Origin of the sequence: Vibrio sp. 1557 (assembly GCF_033340175.1) — a bacterium.
Taxonomy (GTDB): Bacteria; Pseudomonadota; Gammaproteobacteria; order Enterobacterales; family Vibrionaceae; genus Vibrio; species Vibrio alginolyticus.
Genome location: NZ_JAWOVZ010000027.1, coordinates 19,194 through 36,059, shown reverse-complemented (window position 1 = coordinate 36,059; position 16,866 = coordinate 19,194). Strand labels below are relative to the sequence as shown.

Annotated in this window: 14 protein-coding genes; 5 read left to right on the top strand and 9 right to left on the bottom strand. The window is 47.3% G+C overall.

What is annotated here, in order from left to right; translation table 11 throughout:
* Positions 1–156: 156 nt before the first annotated feature.
* From astD to R7070_RS21475, 5 genes are all read right to left on the bottom strand, one after another.
* Positions 157–1,614, bottom strand: a complete 1,458-nt coding sequence (gene astD / locus R7070_RS21495; RefSeq protein ID WP_256900710.1) for a succinylglutamate-semialdehyde dehydrogenase — start codon at positions 1,612–1,614, stop codon at positions 157–159.
* A 28-nt stretch (positions 1,615–1,642) separates the two neighbouring features.
* The gene (gene astA, locus R7070_RS21490) at positions 1,643–2,662 is read right to left on the bottom strand and encodes an arginine N-succinyltransferase (RefSeq protein WP_005381422.1); all 1,020 of its coding nucleotides are present in this window, start codon (positions 2,660–2,662) and stop codon (positions 1,643–1,645) included.
* 109 nt (positions 2,663–2,771) lie between these two features.
* Positions 2,772–3,983 carry an aspartate aminotransferase family protein gene (locus R7070_RS21485; RefSeq protein WP_005381420.1) on the bottom strand — a complete coding sequence of 404 codons (1,212 nt, stop codon included), beginning with the start codon at positions 3,981–3,983 and terminating at the stop codon, positions 2,772–2,774.
* A gap of 361 nt (positions 3,984–4,344) precedes the next feature.
* On the bottom strand, positions 4,345–4,932 hold the full coding sequence (locus R7070_RS21480; protein WP_033907164.1) for an aminodeoxychorismate/anthranilate synthase component II: 588 nt from the start codon (positions 4,930–4,932) through the stop codon (positions 4,345–4,347).
* 69 nt (positions 4,933–5,001) lie between these two features.
* A complete protein-coding gene (locus R7070_RS21475) occupies positions 5,002–5,481 on the bottom strand; it encodes a MarR family winged helix-turn-helix transcriptional regulator (RefSeq protein ID WP_033907165.1) in 480 nt (159 codons plus the stop codon).
* Positions 5,482–5,603: 122 nt separating this feature from the next.
* Between R7070_RS21475 and R7070_RS21470 the strand changes: the two genes are divergently transcribed.
* The 4 genes from R7070_RS21470 to R7070_RS21455 all read left to right on the top strand — a co-directional run bounded on the left by R7070_RS21470 (position 5,604) and on the right by R7070_RS21455 (position 9,994).
* The gene (locus R7070_RS21470; RefSeq protein WP_053303042.1) at positions 5,604–6,476 is read left to right on the top strand and encodes an EamA family transporter; all 873 of its coding nucleotides are present in this window, start codon (positions 5,604–5,606) and stop codon (positions 6,474–6,476) included.
* A gap of 39 nt (positions 6,477–6,515) precedes the next feature.
* Positions 6,516–7,109: an NAD(P)H-dependent oxidoreductase gene (locus tag R7070_RS21465; RefSeq protein ID WP_318141301.1), complete on the top strand. Its 594-nt coding sequence runs from the start codon at positions 6,516–6,518 to the stop codon at positions 7,107–7,109.
* Positions 7,110–7,257: 148 nt separating this feature from the next.
* Positions 7,258–8,430 (top strand): M20 aminoacylase family protein, encoded by a 1,173-nt coding sequence (locus R7070_RS21460; RefSeq protein ID WP_104975651.1) that lies wholly within the window; start codon positions 7,258–7,260, stop codon positions 8,428–8,430.
* A gap of 52 nt (positions 8,431–8,482) precedes the next feature.
* Positions 8,483–9,994, top strand: a complete 1,512-nt coding sequence (locus R7070_RS21455) for an AbgT family transporter (RefSeq protein WP_053303039.1) — start codon at positions 8,483–8,485, stop codon at positions 9,992–9,994.
* 6 nt (positions 9,995–10,000) lie between these two features.
* On the opposite strand, the gene R7070_RS21450 is transcribed toward R7070_RS21455, so the two are convergent.
* Positions 10,001–10,915 carry a LysR family transcriptional regulator gene (locus R7070_RS21450; protein WP_104975652.1) on the bottom strand — a complete coding sequence of 305 codons (915 nt, stop codon included), beginning with the start codon at positions 10,913–10,915 and terminating at the stop codon, positions 10,001–10,003.
* 167 nt (positions 10,916–11,082) lie between these two features.
* The gene (locus R7070_RS21445) at positions 11,083–14,034 is read right to left on the bottom strand and encodes an ExeM/NucH family extracellular endonuclease (RefSeq protein WP_104975653.1); all 2,952 of its coding nucleotides are present in this window, start codon (positions 14,032–14,034) and stop codon (positions 11,083–11,085) included.
* Positions 14,035–14,577: 543 nt separating this feature from the next.
* Between R7070_RS21445 and R7070_RS21440 the strand changes: the two genes are divergently transcribed.
* Positions 14,578–14,952 carry a hypothetical protein gene (locus R7070_RS21440; RefSeq protein ID WP_005381401.1) on the top strand — a complete coding sequence of 125 codons (375 nt, stop codon included), beginning with the start codon at positions 14,578–14,580 and terminating at the stop codon, positions 14,950–14,952.
* Between the two features lie 57 nt (positions 14,953–15,009).
* On the opposite strand, the gene trpS is transcribed toward R7070_RS21440, so the two are convergent.
* Complete coding sequence (gene trpS, locus R7070_RS21435; RefSeq protein ID WP_005381398.1) at positions 15,010–16,026, bottom strand: tryptophan--tRNA ligase; 1,017 nt, start codon at positions 16,024–16,026, stop codon at positions 15,010–15,012.
* 116 nt (positions 16,027–16,142) lie between these two features.
* Entirely contained in the window at positions 16,143–16,829 is a 687-nt protein-coding gene (locus R7070_RS21430; protein ID WP_047103969.1) for a phosphoglycolate phosphatase, read from the bottom strand.
* Between the last annotated feature and the right edge of the window lie 37 nt (positions 16,830–16,866).

The window sequence follows — 16,866 nt, the reverse complement described above, 5'->3', positions numbered from 1 at the left end:
ACCATCAACCTGTGACGGTAAATGCCAGTCAGTCAACACGCTTTTCCGAGTCTTTGCTCACTTTTCGTGTTCTGCCAACGATCACTACAACCCATACCTAAATGATGCGCCGGCAAGGTGAGCCGCAATGCATAGTTGCGACTCTATTATTAAAACTTATAGCGCTACACCTGGACTCAATGTTGCAGGCAAGACAGTTTCTTGACCTTCCATTGATGCCATTGGGTACGCACAGTAATCTGCTGCGTAGTAAGCGCTTGGGCGCAAGTTACCCGACGCCCCCGGGCCACCAAATGGCGCATCACCGCTTGCACCAGTGAGCTGGCGGTTACGGTTCACGATGCCAGCACGAATGTGGTCAACGAAGTATTCCCATTCTTGGTCGTCGGTTGAGACCAAACCAGCAGATAAGCCAAAGCGCGTATCGTTTGCTAGCGCCACGGCTTTGTCTAACCCTTCGTAACGCACCACTTGCAGAAGTGGGCCGAAGTATTCTTCATCTGGTAACTCAGCAATGTTCGTTACATCAATGATGCCAGGAGAAACAAACGCCGCCTCTCCTGCTTTCGCTTCAATCAAGCTTTCACCGCCAAGAGACTGTAGATTAGCTTGTGCATCAAGAATAAACTTGGCTGCCGCGACCGAAATTTGCGGTCCCATAAATGGCGCAGGTTCTGCAAATGGTTGGTCTACGCGAATATTGCGTGTCGCTTCAACGAGCTTGGTGATAAGCGCATCGCCTTTTTCACCCAATGACACATACAAACGACGAGCACACGTACAACGCTGCCCAGCACTGATAAACGCTGACTGGATGATGGTATAAACCGTGGCATCCAAATCACCATATTTATCAGAGATCACCATCGGGTTATTACCACCCATTTCTAGTGCGAGCATCTTGCCCGGTTGACCCGCAAATTGACGGTGTAATACATGCCCCGTATTTGCGCTACCCGTAAACAGTACGCCATCAATGCCTTTTGCGTCAGCGAGGGCGATACCAGTTTCTTTCGCGCCTTGAACAAGGTTAATCACGCCTTTCGGCAGACCGGCTTCTTCCCATAGCTTCATTGCCAATTCACCCGTCCATGGCGTTTGCTCAGACGGTTTGAAGACTACCGTGTTACCAGCCAGTAGCGCAGGTACAATGTGACCATTTGGTAGGTGGCCTGGGAAGTTGTAAGGACCAAACACCGCCATCACGCCCAATGGGCGGTGGCGCAATACGATTTGGTTGCCTGCTGCTTCACGGCTCGCCTCACCAGTGCGGTCATGATAAGCGCGAATCGAAATGGCAATTTTACCTGCCATGGCTGCTGCTTCAGTGCGCGTTTCCCAAATTGGCTTACCGGTTTCTTTGGCAATGACTTCGGCGATTTTTTCGCTGTTCTCTTTTACTTTCTCCGCAAAAGCCAACACGATTGCCTCACGCTCTGAAAATGGGCGCTTTTTCCAGTCAATAAACGCTTCACGCGCTGCAGATACCGCCTGGTTCACCTGCTCTGCCGTTGCACCTTTGCCTTGCCAGATCACTTCTTGGTTGTACGGCGACAGAGACGTAAATGCTTCACCCTGACCTTGTACCCATTCACCTGCAATCCAATGTGTCATTGTTTCTATCCTTAAATTCTGTCGTCTGTTACTGCGGAAGAAGGCGAACGAAATCCCCTTCTTCAACCGAAAGTGCATCCGCAACGTCTGGTGCGATCATTACGCTCTGTGTCTCTGCGTCATACGCCGCCTTAGTGACTGTCGCACGGAAGTTCTCGAAAGATGAATTACACATCAAGAAGTCTTGTGTGCTGGAATGTTCAGAGATTTTGACTTGCGCGCGGAATGAATGACGTACCGACTCAATATTACGCAGATCACACTCAACCGTTGGGCCACCATCGAAGATGTCGACGTAGCCTCGGTTGGTAAAACCTTCACGCTCAAGCAGCTTCAGCGCAGGACGCGTGTTGTCATGTACTTGACCAATCACGGCTTGCGCTTCTGGGCTGAGCAGATTGATGTAAATAGGCAGTTTCGGCATCAAGTCGGCGATAAAGCCTTTCTTGCCGATACCTGTCAGGTAATCTGCAAGCGTGAAATCGATAGAGAAGAAATGCTCTTGAAGCCATTGCCAGAATGGTGAATTACCCTCGTCGTCTGAAACGCCACGCATCTCCGCAAAGATCGTTTCAGAGAAGCGCTCTGGGTGCTCTGCCATCATTAGGAAACGACACTTCGACATTAGACGACCATTCAGACCTTGGCGGAATTTCTCACGCAAGAACAAGGTACAAATTTCGCTGTTACCCGTGTAGTTATTACCAAAAGTAAGCAGTTTAACGACGTTGTTAACGCCAAGCTTTGGCGACGAGTGCACAACTTTACTAATGTGATATGAGTAAAATGGGACATCCCAGCCGATAGATGCTTCGATTCCGGTGGTACCCGCAACCTCACCCGTTTCAGAGTCAAAGCCAACCATCAGGTAGCCTTCATCGCCTGGTTCTGCCACATCTGGCTTACCAAAGCTGTACTCTGAATGTTTGATTCGATTGGTTAACAGTTCTTCGTTAACCGGTAGAGATGTAAATCCGTGACCAGACTCCACCGCACAAGTGTGCAGTGCGTCGTAATCCGACATCGCGATAGGGCGAACTACTAGCATCAATACTCCCTCCAGATGCAAGAAGATCCTAACTATATTGTAGGAACAATTCCCCCATCAGAGATCCTTGACGGGGGTGTCTGCGTTGACGTTTAAACTGATATCGCGCTTAAACTAAAGTCGCGATCGCTTTATCCAGTTTCGCCAAGCCTTCTTCAATTTCTTGTTGTGTGATAACGAGTGATGGTGTGAAACGTACGACATTGGCACCCGCAACCAATACCATGAGACCTTGTTTACCTGCAGCAACCAGCACGTCACGCGCACGGCCTTGCCATTCTTCATTTAGTGCAGCGCCAAGTAATAGGCCTTGACCGCGCACTTCTGAGAAGATGTTGTACTTCGCGTTGATCTTCTCTAGACCTTCACGGAACATTGCTTCGCGTTCTAGCACACCAGCCAACACCTCTGGCTTAGTAACTTCATTTACAACCGCTTCTGCAACCGCACACGCTAGTGGGTTACCGCCATATGTAGAACCGTGAGTGCCCACTTTCATGTGCTCTGCCAATTTTGCTGTCGTTAGCATTGCACCGATCGGGAAACCGCCACCAAGTGATTTCGCAGTACTTAGAATATCTGGCGTGATACCTAAACCTTGGTAAGCGTAGAAGTTACCTGTACGGCCATTACCAGTTTGCACTTCATCGAAGATCAGTAAGGCGTTGTGTTTGTCACACAGCTCGCGAACCGCTTGAGCGAACTCAGGCGTTGGTGGCACGATGCCGCCTTCACCTTGTAGTGGCTCCATCATGACCGCACAAGTACGATCAGACATGTGTGCTTGTAAAGCTTCGATATCGTTGTAAGGAAGGTGTGTCACGTCGCCTGGCTTAGGACCGAAGCCGTCAGAGTATGCCGCTTGGCCACCAACCGTTACGGTAAAGAATGTACGACCGTGGAAACCTTGTTTGAATGCAATGATTTCAGATTTCTCAGTGCCATGAACGTCTGCTGCATAACGACGTGCCAGCTTCAAAGCGGCTTCGTTTGCTTCTGCGCCAGAGTTAGCAAAGAACACTCGCTCAGCAAAACTCACTTCTGTTAGCTTTTTCGCCAGACGAAGGGCTGGTTCGTTCGTCATAACGTTACTTAAGTGCCAAAGCTTGTTAGCTTGCTCTGTTAGCGCGTTTACCATTACTGGATGACAATGGCCAAGACAGCTCACTGCAATACCACCAGCAAAGTCGATGTATTCATTACCTTCCTGATCCCAAACACGTGAACCTTCACCTTTAACAGGGATCATTTCCATCGGGTTATAGCAAGGTACCATTACCTCATCGAATAAACCGCGCTCTACTTTAATTTCCGTTGTCATTGCACATTCCTTCTTGATACCGCATGCGTAGCAGATAAGCGAATTTAACCGGCTCTCTTTGCCAGCAAATAATGTTTTGCATTTAAGCTATTGCGGCATTGTATTTACATTTAATTAACCATTTCAATAGTGATTTATTCTTTTCGTTCTCGAAAGCAACTTCCATTAATCACTGCTTATGACTATTTATGCATCAAGAAAGTAAAATAGAGAAGTGATTTTTTATAAATGTTATGTAATACAGGGGATAGAAGGTTTAAAAAGACATGAATAGACAAAGAGACTCGAGAGAACCGCATAGTTTTGCAATCCGCTCACCTCAGCAAAAAGATGAATGATTTGTTAAGAAAAGTGATCGCGATCAGATCGCTTTGCGCGCTAAAAAGTTCGCAAGCAACTCGTGACCTTGCTCAGTTTTGATTGATTCTGGGTGGAACTGCACCGCATCAATTGGCAAGGTTTTATGTTGGTAACCCATTATTTCATCCATGCTTCCGTCAGGCAGTTCTGTCCATGCAGTCAGTTCAAACACGTCGGGTAAAGTACCGTTTTTCACCACAAGAGAGTGATAACGAGTTACCGTGAGTGGGTTATTCAGATTTTTAAACACACTACGACCGTTATGACGAATCGGTGAGGTCTTACCGTGCATCACTTGTCGTGCACGTACCACTTCGCCTCCAAACACTTGCGCTATCGCTTGATGGCCAAGGCAAACACCCAATATTGGAAGCTTACCAGCGAAGTGTTCTATCGCTTTCAGTGAAATACCTGCTTCGTTCGGCGTACATGGCCCTGGCGAGATCACCAAATGAGTTGGGTTGATCGCCTCAATGCCTTGGATATCGATTTCATCGTTACGCACCACCTTTACGTCTGCACCAAGCTCGCAGAAGTATTGGTAAAGGTTGTAGGTAAACGAATCATAATTATCGATAATTAACAGCATGGGACTACATCGTGGAAACCTGAAAGCGAGTATTGTGCCGCCTTTTTATCTAAACGCAAGTACGATCAGTTATTCCACCTCGGCTTGCAGGAACTTACTCAGCAGGCTTTCCAACGCATTTCTTTCTTCAGAGTCGAGACAAGTTAAGTGCTGTTCCATGCTCGCGACATGCGCTTCAAGCACCTGATCTAAAAAGGCAACACCGTCTTCCGTCAATGTCACTCGATTACTTCTGCGGTCGCTTTCGCTCGCTACGCGGTGCACCCAACCTTTTTGTACCAAGCCTTCTAAGCGTGTACTCACTGCACCAGACGAAATCATCAACGTTTTGTACAACGTTGTCGGCGTGACGGGGTCTATGCTACGTCTTAGCGTGGCCAGAATATCGAACTCAATTGCGCTGATCCCAGCATCACCGCACACTTGGCCATGGACCTGTTCCCAGAAGTTTGCCGCGCGACGAATGCGCCCAACCACGCCCATCGAAGAACAATCTAAGTCAGGTCGTGCTTGCTGCCACTGCTGAAGAATCTTATCTACACCGTCCATTACATCATCCCCATTATCATCACCAACTAAAAATCTTTTCAAAAAGATACTTGACCAAAAGAAAAAACGCCATTACTTTTAAAAAACAATCTTTCACAAAAGATACTTTTACAGGAGGTATCATGACCAACGCAGAAAGGATTCAAGCAATACTGCTCACCGCGATTGCTCCCATCGTTTGGGGCAGCACCTACATCGTCACTACTGAGTTGCTACCCGCAGATAGTCCCCTACTCGCGTCTGCGATACGCGCACTTCCGGCGGGATTATTACTCATCGCTTATACGCGGTGCTTTCCGAACCAGCAATGGTGGGGAAAACTCGCATGCCTTGGAGTGCTCAACATCGGACTGTTCTTTTACTGCCTGTTTTTTGCTGCAAGTTACCTACCTGGAGGAACCGCGGCACTGGTCATGTCGAGCCAACCGATCATCGTGATGCTGCTCAGTGGGCTGGTATTAAAAAGTAAGATCGCTTTGAGCCACTGCATCGCAGCAATATTCGGTGTGCTCGGTGTAGCGCTTATCGTCATCAACGAAACGGTGCAGATCAGCGCGCAAGGAATTGCTCTGGCGGTACTAGGCACATTAAGCATGGCAAGTGGCGTGGTGCTAACCAAATACTGGGGACGTCCGAAGGATATGTCGACATTGGCGTTCACTGGCTGGCAACTCCTCGTCGGAGGCATCCTTTTATTACCTGCAGCGCTATGGTTTGAAGGTCTACCGGAGACCATTTCGCTAAAAAACTTGGCCGGATACAGCTACCTAACCATAGTGGGCGCGGTACTCGCTTACGCACTGTGGTTTAAAGGAATCGAGCGTCTTCCTGCAACAAACGTCGCGTTTCTAGGATTTCTGAGTAGCGTCTCGGCGAGCGTGTTGGGCTACGTATTTTTAGATGAAATACTCACACCACTGCAATTGTTAGGTGCAGGAGCAATACTGGTTTCGATCTTTTTGGCCTCCCATAGTCCTAAAGCTGCAAATGCATAACTCCAATAAACAAGATATAAAATTCAAAAGGAAATGATTATGAAACTAACGATTGTCTCTGGCAGCCAAAGGGCAAATTCACAAAGTCTCAACGTAGCTCGTTTTATCAAACAGCACGGTTTGCAAGAATTCGATCAAGTGGAAATCCTCGATCTGCATGAACTGAACCTGCCATTTTGGAATGAAGGCGTTTGGCAAGGTAGCGAAGAGTGGGGTGTCTGGACGCCAATCGCGCAAAAACTGAAAGAGTCTGACGCGTTTGTCTTTATCACACCGGAATGGCACGGGATGGCGACCCCAGCGCTGAAAAACTTCCTATTGCTGACGACCGCAAACGAACTGGCACATAAACCAGCACTATTGGTGAGTGTTAGCGTCAGTATCAACGGTGTTTACCCGATCAGCGAATTACGCATGACTGGCAGCAAAAATAACCATGTGTGCTTTTTGCCTGACCATCTCATTGTACGTGACAGTGATAAACTCATTGATCAAGAGGCGCACAGCGATGACAGTGACTTTGTCGCTCGCACTCAATACACTTTGAAACTGCTCAGCTGCTACGCGAGCGCATTAGCACCAGTGCATCAGGACATGCTGCCGCTCGGTAAACCATTTACCTATGGGATATAATCGTCATTCAAGCCGCTCAGTATTGGGCGGCTTTTAGTTTAACCTCTCTCCAAGCAACTATTAGCAACGCTAATAGTTTCAGTAGAAATCCGGTTTGTTTGAATTGTTTCAATAGTGTTAAATCACTCTCAATTAAAGGGGGAGATGTATGAACATTATTGAAGTCTTAGAACCTTGGTTAGCCGACGCGATTAGTATCCGTCATGCCATTCATAAGCAACCAGAATTAGGTTTTGAAGAAAATAACACTCAAGCGTTAGTGGTTGCCGAGCTCGAAAAGTACGGCGTCGATGAAATCTGTACTGATTTCGCCAAAACGGGCGTGGTGGGTGTGATTCACGGCTCGATCGGGGACGGAAAGAGCATCGGTCTTCGCGCCGACATGGACGCGCTACCCATCCATGAAGCCAACACATTTGCCCACCGTTCGTGCCGCGACGGTAAAATGCACGCCTGTGGCCATGACGGTCACACCACTATGTTGCTACTCGCTGCGCGCTACTTGGCCCGGTCGCGTAACTTTGCAGGCAAAGCGGTGCTGATATTCCAACCGGCAGAAGAAGGTCGCGGTGGCGCCGAGACCATGATCACCGACGGCGTGTTAGAGCGCTTCCCGATCGACGAATGCTACGCTCTGCACAATATGCCGGGCATTCCTGAAGGGCATTTCGCATTTAAGACGGGGCCAATAATGGCGAGCTCTGACCGTCTGTTTGTCACTGTCGACGGAAAAAGTGGTCATGCTGGCTTACCACACACAACCCAAGATCCATTGCTTGTCGCGACCCATATTTACCAAGGTATTCAAGGCATGGTCAGCCGCAACTACGACCCGTTTGATCCACTAGTGGTTTCGGTCACACAGCTGCATTGTGGAGAAACAACCAACGCCATCGCCGACCAAGCTCATATGAGCGGTACGTTCCGTACTTTGTCTCAACAAACACGAGATAGCTTGGTTGAACGACTCGAGCAACTAGTAGCTCACAGCGCCAAGGCGCACGGGATGCAAGCAGAATTTAAACTCGGACCAATTTCTCACCCACCGACGGTTAACACCGAAAACGAAACTCGGCGAGCGATCGACGCAGCGGCTCAAACCGTTGGAGCTGAGCGCGTTAACCCAAGCTGTGAAGCTATGCTAACCAGCGAAGACTTCGCCTTTTTCCTCAACAAAGTACCGGGTTGCTACGGCTTTATCGGCAACGGCACTGAGGAGCAAGGATGCAGCGTTGGCCTGCACAACAAAGCCTACGACTTTAACGACCGGCTGCTGCCGATTGGCGCCGCTTACTTTATCAATTTGATTGAACAGCAATAACAACAAATGAGGGGAAGTGACTCCCCTTTTTACACAAAGGAGTGTTCTAACAATGTCGACTGCAATTACGCAAAAATCGAGTTCAGGCGCGTCAATGATCGACCGCATTGAGCGACTGGGCGATAAAGTCCCTCATCCCTTCTATCTGTTTATCTTCCTGTGCCTCAGCGTCATGCTGCTCTCTTGCCTATTCTCGTTTATTGGCGGCGGCGTGACCCATCCATCTACGGGTGAAGTAGTGCACGTTAAGAGCCTAATCAGTGGTGAAGGTCTGGTTTACATCCTGCAATCGACGGTGAATAACTTCGTCTCGTTTAAACCACTCGGATTGGTCTTATGTATGATGCTAGCGGTGGGGCTATTGCAAGAAGTAGGCTTGGCCGACAGTGCAATCAAGCAATCATTGCTCAACGCGCCGCGTCAGTTTGTCACCGCGTCGATTTTCGTCACTGGTATCATCGGTAACCTCGCCTCAGACGCTGCGTTCATTTTGGTTCCCCCTCTCGCAGGTCTGATTTTTGCGGCAACCAACCGCAACCCAATTGTCGGCATCGCCGCAGGTTTTGTCGCGGTCGCGGCTGGGTTTACCGCCAACCTATTTATTGCTGGCACCGATGTATTACTTTCCGGTATTTCAACCGAAGCGTCTGCCATCGTTGAACACGTCGAAGTTAGCCCGGCAGCAAACTGGTACTTTATGTTGCTTTCCGTTCCGATTTTAGTCGTCACAGGGACGCTCATCACCGACAAATACATCGAGCCTAAATTCGCGCATAAAGTGACAACCAACCACGCCGATAGTGAACCGTCTTTTGAAATTACCACTAAGCAAAAGAGTGCGTTGAAATGGGCTGGAGCAGCGTCTTTGGTGTTTATCGCTTTGCTTTTGGCCGCCCTGCTGCCAGCCGATTCACCTCTACGTAATGCAGACGGCGGTTTGGTACCTTCACCTTTCCTAAAAGGGATTATCCCGATCATCATGGCATTCTTCTTTATGAATGCGGTGGTTTACGGCGTCAAAGCGGGTACGATCAAACAAGCCAGTGATATTCCTGACTTGATGTCCAAAGCGCTCAAGGGCGTTGGCGGCTACATTGTCTTGGTATTTGTGATTGCCCAGTTCATTGCTTGGTTTAAGTGGTCTAATTTAGCTATCTTTATTGCGGTGAATGGTGCGGAATGGATTTCGTCTGTCGAGATGCCAAAGCTGGCGATGATGGCGCTGTTTATGATGCTTGCTGGCGTGATGAACATGATTGTGTTTAGTGGTTCGGCGCAATGGGCGATCATGGCCCCGGTATTTATCCCACTCTTTATGTTACTTGGCGTAGACCCGCAAATTACGCAAATGGGCTATCGTATTGCCGACTCCACTACCAACATCATTTCACCGACCAATCCATATATTCCGATGGTACTGGCGCTGATCGCCAAATATAATCCGCAAGTGAAATTTGGTACTTTCCTCGCGATGATGGTGCCATACGCTCTGGTGCTATTTAGTGTTTGGGGCGGGCTATTCCTGATTTACATGCTGACAGGTTTACCCGTCGGGCCAATGTAACGTCGCTTAACGACTGGGGATAAACTCAGCAAAGCCCCAGTCGCTGACATGCTTTTTCAAAATCAAACTGAACTCATCGACTAACTCTCGATGAGTTTCTTTACGTGTAATGAGCCCTACTGAGCGGTACTGAACCGGTTGAACAACCGGAATAAAGCGAACTTCCACGTTGTTGCTCAACTCACCGATAGTGGAAGACAGAATCGTCGAACCTAGTCCGCTGGAAATCATCCCTAATAGCGTTGAGGTATGCGAAGCGCTCAACTCCGGATCATAGGTTAAACCAATGCGTTGAAACGCTTCGTCGGCAAGTGTGCGTAAACTGTTCCCGGGGCTGACACCAATCGACGCGTATTGATGCGCTTGTTCCCAACTGACTTGCTTATGCTCGGCGAGCGGATGGTCTTGCCGGCAAACAAAGCACAGGTAATCGCGAAACAGTAAATCAAAGTTCAATTCTGGGTGATTCGGATTGGTGTTGATGCCGATGTCTGCCTGCCCTTGTAGTACTGAATGGGTAATGTCATCAACCCGTTCTTCAATTAAGCGAAAAGTAAAATCTGGATAGCGCTTTTTCAGGTCATTGAGGGTTTTCGGCGCTAAGGATGCACACAACGTATATAGCGACGAAACCACCAGCGACTTGTTGTAGCCGTGCTGGCGGTCTTTGTTTTGCTGAACTAGTTTATCCAAGCGATTAACGATAAATCGCGCTTCCTGATACAACTGCTCGCCCGCTTCGGTGAGTATGATTTTCCTGCCTTGGCGCTGATAGAGTTCGCTGGCAAGTTGCTGGGTCAGCTTTTTCATCATCTGGCTCAACGCAGACTGGGTGATGTGCACCTTTTCAGCGGCATAAGTAAAATTTTGTTCCTCAGCCAAGGCGATAAAAGCTTTGAGCTGACGATAGCTAATGTCCATTTAGTAGTCTCACCCTTTGCTCTGCTGAAAAAGTATACCCAAACTTGGTAACTAATACGTCAATATGATTATCCATTTCTATATTTTTTCTGAACATAAAGGCCAGCATAGGCTGGCCTTTGGTCTTTACAGCTATTTAGGAACTGTTTGTCAGGAAGTAAATTCGCTTAGCGGCGACGGCGGAATAAGCCGAGACCTAGCAGCGCAAATAGCGCGCCAAAGCCAAATGAACCACCATCATCATCATCGTCTGATGGGTTAGTGCTCGACGGCTCTAGCGTAACATCGCGAGAATCACTGAACTTAACCGTGTTACCGGTAGAATCTGTCACTTTCTCTTCTAGAACGTACTGACCTTCCGTTGGTGCTTTGTCGAATTCCACACTCACGCTACGAGCATCAATGTCTGTTTGTGTCAGAGTTGCACTCGCTTCGTAACCATCAGTATCAGACGTTGACGACGCCGCTTGAGTTGCTTCCGTTAGGCTTACCGTCACGATATCACCGACAACTGCGTTTGGTGGTAGACGAACTTCCACTGCTAGGTTTTCACCTGAGCTTGGTAGATCGATATCTGTATCTGGTAAATCAATCGCGATGATCACTGGATCGTGGTCAGAGGCAGAGAACGCATCTTTGTACTTCGGCATATCACCTGTGTACTTGCTGCTGTATTCGAACAAGTTACTCTCTAGTGAGTTGATGTGCCAATCTTCAATTGCTACCACTTTTTGCGCTAGGCTGCTGCTTGCCAATGCGTGGTCCAAATTACCCAGCTCGCCCGAATAGGTGTAAGAAAACGTATCAGTGCCGTGCAGCAACGTGTTTAAGTTGTGCAGACCGTAACCTTTTTCAATTTTGGTCTTCTCTACTTGAAGTTCACCATCACCAATGGTTGTGTAAGCAGCAGTATAAATGTCACGGCCGTATTTCTCTTTCGAGTAATCAGTCAGTGTCAGAAGTGGGTCTTCCATGCCATAAGCATTGAGGTCGCCCATGAGCAATACATCGCCTTTCACCTCTTTCAACGCTTCACCCACTGCGTGCGCAGCAGAAACGCGGAAGTTGTTACAGTTGCCTTGCAGATCCGCTGGCTCAGAATCTTCTACACCGGCAATCCACTCTTCAATACACTCAGAGCCTTTCGACTTAAAGTGGTTTACGACAATAGACAAATCTTCACCCGTCTCTTTCACCGTAAAGGTCTGAAGTAGACTGTGGCGTTGGTACTTATCGTAAGCAGGGTTACTTTCTGTGCCCTCTTTACGAGTAATTGTGTTTTCTGCAATGTGCTGCTCTGGCGTGATGATCACTTTTGCAGCGTCTTTTGGCGTTACTGCGTTAGCACGATATAAAATCGCCACCATGATCGCATCACTGCCAAAGTATTCGTCTTGGTATTTGTCTTGCTCTTCGATTTCGACATACGTGTAATGATCTTCAGCGTCATCAATCTCAGCATTTAGGGCATCAACTAAGTTTTGGATAGCACTGCCATCACCAAAGCCGTTGTTTTCCACTTCCATCAAACCAATAACGTCTGCGTCCATCTTGTTCATCGCCGCAACGATTTTCGCTTGCTGGATCAGGAATTCGTCTAGATTAGTCGCACCGCGGTTTTGTCCGGTTGGGTTTTCATGACCACTGTCAGCCACGGAGTTGAAGTAGTTCAGTACGTTGAAGCTTGCAATACGCAAATCTGAGTCCGCAATCGCTGGGGCATCTTTACGAGCCACATCGAAGCCTTCACCTGAAGTCACAAAGTTGGTGTTATCGACTTCATTGGTCGCAATCAGGCGGTATTCGTTGTAGCTGTAAGCCACGACACCCTGAAGACCTTCTACTCGAGAACCAAGGCGAATGTGCTGCTCTGAAGAGCCATCTTGGTCTGCATCTTTAGCAAAATCTGGGTAGTATGGGATTTGTCCGTTTGGTGCTTTGCCATCTGATTCTAAGTATACGCGGTTCGCTGCGTTGTCTTTTGCTAGCTCAACGGCTGCATCGCTCTCTGCCGCGTGTAATTGAGTCGGCTTTAACAATGGCGCTTCATGAGAGAGCATCATATTGTTACGACGTGAATCGTAGTCGTAAGAGAAGTTTCGAGTTACAAACAAGTCACTTGCCGAGGTTAACTCAACTTGCATCCCTTCATGACGCTCAAGCGCATCACGTAGTGTCTCACCTTCTTTGATAACAAGATCGGTAACTCGAGGGGTTTCAGAGGTGCCTGTTTTCACATAGCTGTTAGCATCAGAAGCAAGCTGAGTATTGCTGTAATACTCTTGAACTTTACCTTTCACACAAACAACATCACCAGCTTTCAGCGCCGTGTCTGCCGCGTCAGTATGAATGAACAAGCCTTCTGAGGTCTTGTCGTTGTTGTCGCTTTCTAATGCTTGTAGGTAGAAACCTTTGGTTAGGCCAGTGGTAACAGCAGTCACGACACCCGTTACGAAATGATCTTCGTCAGTAATGTATGGGTAACCATCAATGAATGGAGACGTATCGCCTTCACCTTGAATATCTTGGATGGTAGTGAAGTTAGGTTGCTGACCGTCGACTTCACAAGCGAATGGTGCTGGTGGCTCAGTCGCATTTAGCTCACCAAGGCCGTCAATGTTGTCTTTCTCAAATGCCGTCCACTGAGATGCATCATAAGTAGCAGAAGGGGTTAGAGCATCACTGTTACGAACTAATGTGGTGTCTTTACCAAAATCTACGTCACCCATCACACCGATGATGTCGTGCACTTCACCATCTTTAAGCAGTGCGATCGGGTCGTCACCGTTAAAGTTCGCAACGCTTTTATCTGTGATATCCGAGACAGCTTTGATGGTATCGCTCGCGTCACCATGCGCCAGTACATACACTTGGTTAGCTTGTAGCGTCACTTGGCTAAGGTCGAATGTGCTACCCCAAGTACCACCACCGTTTGATGATTTCGCCAACTCGTAGCCAGTGAGTGTCACCGCAGTATCACCCGTATTAGCGATCTCTACCGCTTTATTATAAGCGCCGCCTTCTACGTATTGGGAAATAATAATCTCTGCGTTCGCGTTTGCACTAAGTGCACTGGCGATGGTTAATGCGAGTATTGAGGGTTTGATTAACGTGTCCATTGTCATACCTGATATTTATGTAAATGCAAACTTAGCTCTGGTTAGAGCCTGCCATTTGCGTCTACTATCAGGTTTATTTATGAAATAAATAAGAATGAGTAATTAAAGCCGTGAAATGAATCACATGTGAATATAATAAAATATGCCAGAGCATCCCATTCAAACATTTTTTGTAATAAATACAGAGCGCTATTGATAAACAAGTCAGAATTTAGATTGATTACTCAGTTTACTTTTTCACTTCATGTTAAGGAGTAGAAAATACATCACTTGTTGAGTGGCTTATTAACCCAACCGTTCCGTTACAAATAAAAAATATAATTAGTCACTAATTTAGAATGCTTTAATTTTCACTTGTATCACTGTTCAAGCCCAAGAATCTATTACTCGCTTCGTTCTCTCTTATACAGGCCCCTCATACTTCAAAGTTTTCATGATTTATTCAATAACTTTTCATTACTCACTAGCCAAAAACATACACAAAAGATATAACACCTGCGCGAGACAATAAGATCTCATTAGCTGTAAACCCAGGAACGACAAATGAAAAAAATTCAACGCAGTGTGCTAGCTCTCTCCCTACTTGGCTTGATAGCGGGGTGTCAGTTGACCGCCAGTGAGCCACTTCAACCTACGGCGAATCAAGACATCATCGAATCAGCCAAAAATGAACTGGATGGTATTGAAGAGCTAGAAGTCAGTGACGAGGGTGTTATTACCTTTACTCAGCGTCTAAGAACGCCAGGAACCTACTGGATTCCAGCGAGAATTAAAGAACTCAGCTACGATATATCATGCGTACAGCTTAGTTACTTCATTGATAGAGGCATGGTTGTGAAGTCTGCCTTTCTAGGGGCTCGAGGACGTGTTGAATATTACGACATGGAACGCTGTATGAAAGACACACCATTTCAGTAATACAGGCATAAAAAAAGCTCCACCAAAGTGGAGCTTTTTCGTATTCGTTCTTAGCGACTATGGGCGAGCTACAAAACCTACTGCTTCGTATGCTTTCTTAAGCGTTTCAGCCGCTCGTGCCGAGGCTTTCTCAGCGCCTTGCTGCATTACCTCGTCCATGTAAGCACGATCAGCGCGAATACGGTGATATTCTGCTTGAATTGGCTCAAGCATTGCTACAACTGCCTCACCAACATCTTTCTTAAATGGGCCATACATTTCTACGCCTTGGTACTTCGCTTCAATCTCTTCGAAGCTCATGCCTGTCGCCGCAGAGTACAGACCCATTAGGTTAGCAATGCCCGCCTTGTTCTCGATATCATGACGGATACTTGGTGGCGTTTCGGTATCGGTTTGCGCTTTGTTGATCTTCTTAAGGATCGACTTAGGCTCTTCCAGCAGCGTGATAACGTTCTTACGGTTGTCATCAGATTTAGACATCTTCTTCGTTGCGTCTTGAAGGCTCATTACACGCGCATTTACTGTCGGAATGTAAGGCTCTGGAACTTGGAAGATTGGCTGCTCTGGCGAGTAAATATTGTTGAAACGCGTTGCGATATCGCGCGCTAATTCTAGATGTTGCTTCTGGTCACTGCCTACAGGTACTTGGTGCGCACCGTAAAGCAAAATGTCAGCCGCCATCAACACCGGGTAGTCAAATAGACCGACGTTTACGTCATTCGCGTAACGTGCCGATTTGTCTTTAAACTGAGTCATACGGCTCAGCTCACCCATTTGAGTGTAGCAGTTAAGAAGCCAACCTAATTGAGCATGCTCTGGTACATGTGACTGAACAAATAGCGTGCTCTTCTTCGGGTCAACACCAACTGCCAGACAAATTGCCAGTGCGTCTAGAGTTGCTTCATGCAGCGCTTTAGGGTCCTGACGAACCGTAATCGCGTGAAGGTCTACCACACAATATTGGCAATCATAATCGTCTTGCATCTGCTGCCATTGACGTAGAGCACCCAAGTAGTTACCGATACTTAGTTCACCTGAAGGTTGAACACCACTCAATACAATGGGTTTGCTCATTAGAATGATTCCTTTGACTTCTTAATCTAATTAAATGAAAAAAACCGTGCAGTAATAGGTGCACGGTTTACTCAGTGTACTCATTAACGAGTATTTTGGAAGCTCTTTTGTAGCCGTTATGCAGAAACCGCTACAACGTCCAATAATTCTGCCAAACTGTCAGCGACGAAATCTGGATTTGATGCTGAAATAGGTTCACCGTGGTTGTAACCATATGTCAGACCAAATGAGGCACAGCCTGCATTCTTTGCTGCGAGCATGTCGTTTTTCGAGTCGCCAACCATCAGCATTTCACTTGGTTGGATTTGGTGCTTTTCCATTAGCCAGTTCAATGCTACTGGGTTTGGTTTTTTCTCTGGGAATGCATCACCGCCAAGGACATCAACGAAGTATTTTGCGATGTCGTGCTTTTCCAAAACGTCAGGCACAAACTTTGAAGGTTTGTTAGTCACCAACGCCATAACAAAGCCCGCTTTGTGCAGCTCTGCTAGTGTCTCTTTTACCGTTGGGTATAGGTGACTGAGCTTGTGACCACTTTGCTCGTAGTAATCATCAAACAATACACGCGCTTTAGCACGAAGCTCTTCACTCAGCTCTGGGTTGATGGTCAGGCTTTGGCTTAATGAGCGACCAATAAGCACGTCTGCGCCGTTACCCACATAATCACGAACTTGTTCTTCTGAAACCGATGGAAAGCCAAGCGCCTGTACTGCTTGGTCTGCCGCGACAGCTAGATCTGGCACGCTATCAAGCAAAGTACCATCTAGATCGAAGGCGATGAATTTAATGTCTTGTTGAGTCATAACTTCCCTGAGGATTTTTATTTATAAATCGGTGAAA